A 6145-nucleotide genomic window follows, 5' to 3' on the forward strand; every position below is an offset into this window, starting at 1 on the left:
AACACTTGTGATTGCGAGTGTTCCGTACTCGCTGTAGTGAGTGTTCCGTACTCACTGTTGCAAGTGTTTAACACTCACGACCGCAGGCATTAATCCCCCTCCTCTTGAAGAAGGGGAGGGGTGAGGTTTCCGAGGACTTATATCGGCCTCATGTTGGTTTCGTAGCCAAAATCGCACATATAATTCACCAATACGTCAAATATCAAGTATTTTATGTCAGAATAGACACTCATCTGACCTTGAAAATTATTATTTTTGCAACAAGAACCTATTAACTAATACGAATTGACGCTATGGGTCATAACCAGACATTGCAATATCTTATCGACAACGAGCAGGATGCGCGTTGGGGACTGACAGTCAACGGTGTCGGTTTCCAGCATATAGATTCCGACGAGCCCTATCCCCCGAAGAACCATCCGCAAGAATATTCGTTCCTGACGGACCAAGGCAGGCGGCTGAATGAATATCAATTCATCTACATTACTGCCGGAAGAGGCTTCTTTCAATCCGAGCACTGTGCGCAGACAGAAATCAAGGAAGGAGACATGTTTCTGTTGTTTCCCCGAGAGTGGCACAGTTATCACCCCGACCCCGGAACGGGCTGGAATGAATATTGGATAGGCTTCAGGGGGCAGAACATAGACAGCCGTATTGCGAACGGCTTTTTCTCTCCGCGGGAACCGGTGTTCCACGTCGGGCTGCACGATGAACTTGTGCAGGTGTTCCGGAACGCCATTGCGATAGCCAAGGAGCAGTATGTCGGCTACCAGCAGATGCTGGCCGGGGCCGCGAACATGGTGATGGGCCATGCTTACGCCTTTAACCGGCACAACGAATTCGAAAACCGTGAGGTGGTCGAGCAGATGAGAAAGGCGAAGGTGATCATGACGGAACGGCTCGCAGAGGGTATCACCCCGATGGAAGTGGCGGAAGAAATCAATATGGGCTATTCAAGGTTCCGTCAGGTGTTCAGGAAATTCACAGGCTATGCGCCGCTCCAATATATTCAGGAGGTGAGGCTGACGAAATGTAAACAACTCTTGGCAAACACCAATCTTTCGCTGACGGAAATTGCCTATCAGGTGGGTTATGAGTCGGTAGACTATTTCGCAACCACTTTCCGCAAGAAGAACGGGGTCACACCGACGGCCTATCGGAAATCTGTAAGACGATAATCACTAAACCATATAACTAATGAAACAACTAAAACCTCAACAAGCAGACAGTGTCTTCTTCGCCGTGGACTTAGGCGCCACGAGTGGCAGGACCATCATCGGTACGATTTCAGGCAAGGGTGCAGATGGCTGTGCAGCTGACAAGCCGACCATCACGTTGGAAGAACTGACCCGCTTCGACAATGCACTGATACAAATCCGCGGGCACGTCTGCTGGGATTTGGCCGCCCTCTACAACGAAATCATCGCCGGACTCCGTCTTGCTGCCCAAAGAAACTACCCTATAGAAAGCATAGGCATTGACACTTGGGGCTGCGACTTTGTGTGTATCGGAGCCGACGGTCTGCCGTTGGGTAATCCGTTTGCCTACCGCGACCCGCACACCGTAGGGAAAATGGATGAATATTTCGCTGAAGCGATGCCGAAAGCGCAGGTGTATGAGAAAACGGGCATACAGCTGATGAACTTTAACTCGCTTTTCCAACTCTATGCGATGCGCAAGGCTGGGAGTCCGGCACTGCAAAATGCCGACAGAATCCTGTTCATGCCCGACGCGTTGAGCTATCTCCTGACAGGGGAGATGGTTTGTGAGTATACCATATCCTCTACGTCACAGATGCTGAATGTGCATACGGGAGAAATCGACGAGGCATTGCTTCAGAGTGTGGGACTGCGACGGACACATTTCGGTAGGGCGGTCGGGCCCGGTACCGTCGTCGGGACACTGACCGAAGAGGTCCGCAAACTGACAGGACTCGGTCCGCTTCCCGTCGTTGCCGTGGCGGGGCATGACACGGCAAGTGCCGTTGCAGCCGTCCCTGCCGCAGGTCCACACTTTGCCTATCTCAGTTCGGGCACATGGAGCCTGATGGGAATCGAAACGCCGCAGGCTATCGTCAATGAGCAGTCTTTCAGTCGTAACTTCACCAATGAGGGAGGAGTTGCGGGCACCGTCCGTTTCCTGAAGAACATCTGCGGCATGTGGCTGTATGAGTGCTGTCGCCGCGAATGGAAGAAAGAGCCCGGCGACGTGAGCCATGCAACGCTGATCGAAGAAGCCATGAAGGCTGAGGGCTTCAGGAGTCTCATCAACCCCGATGACCCCATGTTTGCCAATCCCGACTCCATGACGGCGGCCATTCAGACTTATTGCCGCAGACACGATGAGCCTGTTCCCGAGACCCGGGGGCAGTTCTGTCGCTGCATATACGACTCGCTCGCACTGCGCTATCGGCAGGTGTTCGGCTGGCTGAAGGAATTTGCTCCGTTCCCGATAGATGTGCTCCACGTGATAGGTGGCGGTTCGCAAAACAGTTTTCTCAATCAGTTCACGGCCGATTCATGCAACATCACTGTTCTTGCCGGTCCTCAGGAGTGCACCGCCATCGGCAATGTCATGTTGCAGGCAAAGGCTGCCGGATATTTCAAGGATGTATGGGATATGCGGCAAGTTATCGCAAACAGCATTGCACCGGCAAGATTTATCCCTCGGGATACGGCACCGTGGAAGGCTGCCTATGAGAAATACCTGTATGTAACAGGTGGGAGTGAAGAGTAAACAATCATAAGCCCGAATCAGTCATTAACCTTGTGACATGTGAGCAAACGCCACGGTAAACGACGGGAGACTTGCCACACTATGATAAAACCTCTCAATGACCAACTTAGGACAAATTAAATATAGAAACCAACTAAAAACTTAAAGTTATGAAAACAGAAAGTATTGAAAAGGCTTATGCCTATGCGAAAGAACGTTATGCAGCTGTGGGTGTGGACACCGACAAAGCTGTCGAACTGCTGAAGAAGACCCCGATTTCCCTACATTGCTGGCAGGCCGACGACGTGGTCGGCTTCGAGCGCAACGAAGCGCTCTCCGGAGGAATTCAGACAACGGGGAACTATCCGGGGCGTGCCCGAAACATAGAGGAAGTACGCCGGGACATCCTTTTCGTAAAGAGTCTGTTGGGAGGGAATCACCGGTTGAATCTTCATGAAATATATGGTGATTTCGGCGGGAAGTTCGTAGACCGCGACCAAGTGGAAGTCAGCCAATTCCAAAGTTGGATAGACTGGGCAAGAGAGAACGACATGAAACTCGACTTCAACTCTACCAGCTTCTCACATCCGAAGAGCGGCAGCCTGTCATTGGCTAATCCTGACAAGGGTATCCGCGAATTCTGGATCGAGCATATCAAGCGTTGCCGCAGGATTGCCGATGCTATGGGCAAGGCACAGGGCGACCCTTGCATCATGAACATCTGGGTGCACGACGGTTGCAAGGACCTGACCGTCGAGCGTATGCGCTATCGCCGGCTCATGGCAGAGAGCTTGGACGAGATATTGGCCGAGAAGCTCGACGGCGTGAAGAACTGTCTGGAGGCAAAACTCTTCGGCATTGGGCTGGAAAGCTACACCGTCGGTTCGCACGACTTCGTAGCCGGCTACTGCGCTACGCGTAATCTGATGTACACCCTCGATACCGGACATTACGAGCAGACCGAGAACGTCAGCGACATGGTAGCGTCGCTCCTGCTCTTCGTGCCCGAGCTGATGCTCCATGTGAGCCGCCCCGTGCGCTGGGATTCCGATCACGTTACAATCATGAACGACCAAACGCTCGACCTCTTCAAGGAACTTGTGCGGGCCGATGCGCTTGACCGTGCGCACATCGGGCTGGACTACTTCGATGCCTCCATCAACCGTATCGGCGCATATATCGTCGGGACGCGCGCCACGCAGAAATGTCTGTTGCAGGCTTTCTTGGAACCCATCGACCGGCTCCGTGCCTACGAGGATTCCGACAAGGGGTTCGAGCGCCTGGCCCTGTTGGAAGAAGCTAAGAGTCTGCCGTTCGGCGCCATCTATGACTATTTCAACCTGACAAGCGGCGTACCTGTCGGCGAGGATTTCATTCCCGTAGTCGAGCAATATGAAAAGGATGTACTGTCTAAACGCGGATAAAAAATGAATATCATCATTGGACTTCTCATCATCGCCATCGGCGCTTTCTGTCAATCGAGCTGCTACGTCCCTATTAACCGCATCAAAGCGTGGAGCTGGGAGAGCTACTGGCTCGTGCAGGGCGTGTTCGCATGGCTGTTGCTCCCGCTGCTTGGCGCATTGCTTGCCGTGCCTTCGGGACACTCGCTGACGGATCTCTTTACCGCCGATCACATGTTCGATATCAACATGACTGTTCTTTTCGGCGTTCTTTGGGGCGTGGGAGGGCTAACCTTCGGACTTTCCATGCGTTATCTCGGAGTTGCGCTCGGACAGAGCATCTCTTTGGGCACTTGCGCGGGATTGGGAACGGTACTCGGTCCTATTATGCTGAACGTCATCTATCCCGAGGGGCACCACTTGGAAAAACTGACGGTCTCGGTGCTCATCGGAGTAGGAGTGACGCTCGTGGGCATTGCCGTCATCGGCGTTGCGGGCTCGATGAAAGCGGCTCAGCTTAGTGACGAAGCGAAGCGCGCAGCCGTCAAGGATTTCAATTTCCCGAAAGGAATCGCCATCGCACTCTTGGCTGGCTGCATGAGCGCGTGCTTCAATGTGGGGCTGGAGTTTGGGAGCGGCTTGCATTTTGCCGCGACGTCCGGCCTGTTCAAGACGCTGCCCGCCACCTTGCTCGTTACGGTCGGCGGCTTCGCTACTAACGCCGTCTACTGTCTCTGGCAGAACCAAAAGAACCACACTTGGAGTGATTACGGTAAGCGAAGCGTGTGGGCTAACAACATTCTCTTCTGCCTTTTGGCGGGAGCGTTGTGGTACAGCCAGTTCTTCGGATTGGCTCTGGGCAAAGGCTTCCTTACCGACTCGCCCGTGCTGATTACGTTCTCGTTCTGCATACTGATGGCGCTCGACGTAGTTTTTTCCAACGTTTGGGGCATACTACTGAAAGAGTGGAAAGGCTGCGGGCGACGAACGATAGCCGTGCTCGTCGTGGGCATCGCGATTCTGGTTGTTTCTTCGTTCTTGCCTCAATTGTTATGATCGTACTGAATTAAAACAAGCAAATGATTATGAAAAGTATTTTAGACGGCCGTCCCCGATTGGAAAACGAGGTTGGCAAGATTGCGGAAGTGGCCGGATATCTCTGGCAGAAAGGGTGGGCCGAGCGCAACGGCGGGAACATCACCGTCAACATCACGGCGTTCATCGACGACGAAATCAAGGCGCTCCCAGCTATCAGCGACATAAAAGAGATAGGAGCGACGCTGCCAGCCTTGAAGGGCCAATATTTCTTCTGCAAGGGAACGGGACGACGCATGCGCGACCTTGCTCGATGGCCGATGGAGAACGGAAGCGTCATTCGTGTGCTCGACGACTGCAGCAGTTATGTCATCATCGCCGACAATCCCGTGCTTCCAACTTCTGAATTGCCGAGCCACCTGATGGTTCACGCTCGACAACTCGAGCGAAAGACGGAAATTAAGGCTACGCTGCACACACACCCGATTGAACTTGTGGCCATGAGCCATGGCAAGAAATTTTTGGAGAAAGATGTGCTCACACGCCTGTTGTGGAGCATGATTCCCGAGACGAAAGCCTTCTGTCCGCTGGGGCTGGGCGTCGTTCCTTACGCCATTCCGGGCTCGAACGCCTTGGCCGAAGGAACGCTGAAAGAACTTGAGGACTACGACGTGGTGCTATGGGAAAAGCACGGCGTCTTTGCCAAAAGCACGGATATCATGGATGCGTTCGACCAAGTTGATGTGCTGTCGAAGAGTGCCGCCATTTATTTGGACTGTAAAGCCATGGGCTTCGAGCCGGACGGAATGAGCGACGCGCAGATGAAGGAACTCTCGCAGGTTTTCCATTTGCCGAAGTAAGCAATCTTCTCCTGAAAAAATAGCCTGAACGGATTTTCAAGTTTCTGTTCAGGTTATTTTATAGAGCCAAAAAATATTTTAGTTTTTTTTACAGCCAACAATAATTTCTACTTAGAATTTGCAAATTCTTAT

General features: G+C 52.6%; 5 protein-coding genes. All 5 read left to right on the forward strand.

The window, feature by feature from the left end:
• Positions 1-293 precede the first annotated feature (293 nt).
• The 5 genes from HMPREF9944_RS11700 (at position 294) to rhaD (ending at position 6013) form a co-directional block, all read left to right on the forward strand.
• A complete protein-coding gene (locus HMPREF9944_RS11700; protein WP_008566545.1) occupies positions 294-1178 on the forward strand; it encodes a helix-turn-helix domain-containing protein in 885 nt (294 codons plus the stop codon).
• 19 nt (positions 1179-1197) lie between these two features.
• Positions 1198-2736, forward strand: a complete 1539-nt coding sequence (locus HMPREF9944_RS11705) for a rhamnulokinase (protein WP_008566546.1) — start codon at positions 1198-1200, stop codon at positions 2734-2736.
• A 149-nt stretch (positions 2737-2885) separates the two neighbouring features.
• Positions 2886-4139: an L-rhamnose isomerase gene (locus HMPREF9944_RS11710; protein ID WP_008566547.1), complete on the forward strand. Its 1254-nt coding sequence runs from the start codon at positions 2886-2888 to the stop codon at positions 4137-4139.
• Between the two features lie 3 nt (positions 4140-4142).
• Positions 4143-5174: an L-rhamnose/proton symporter RhaT gene (locus HMPREF9944_RS11715; protein WP_008566548.1), complete on the forward strand. Its 1032-nt coding sequence runs from the start codon at positions 4143-4145 to the stop codon at positions 5172-5174.
• A gap of 29 nt (positions 5175-5203) precedes the next feature.
• Positions 5204-6013: a rhamnulose-1-phosphate aldolase gene (gene rhaD, locus HMPREF9944_RS11720; protein ID WP_044113725.1), complete on the forward strand. Its 810-nt coding sequence runs from the start codon at positions 5204-5206 to the stop codon at positions 6011-6013.
• Positions 6014-6145 lie beyond the last annotated feature (132 nt).

Origin of the sequence: Segatella maculosa OT 289, from assembly GCF_000243015.1 — a bacterium.
In the GTDB taxonomy this organism is placed as follows: domain Bacteria; phylum Bacteroidota; class Bacteroidia; order Bacteroidales; family Bacteroidaceae; genus Prevotella; species Prevotella maculosa.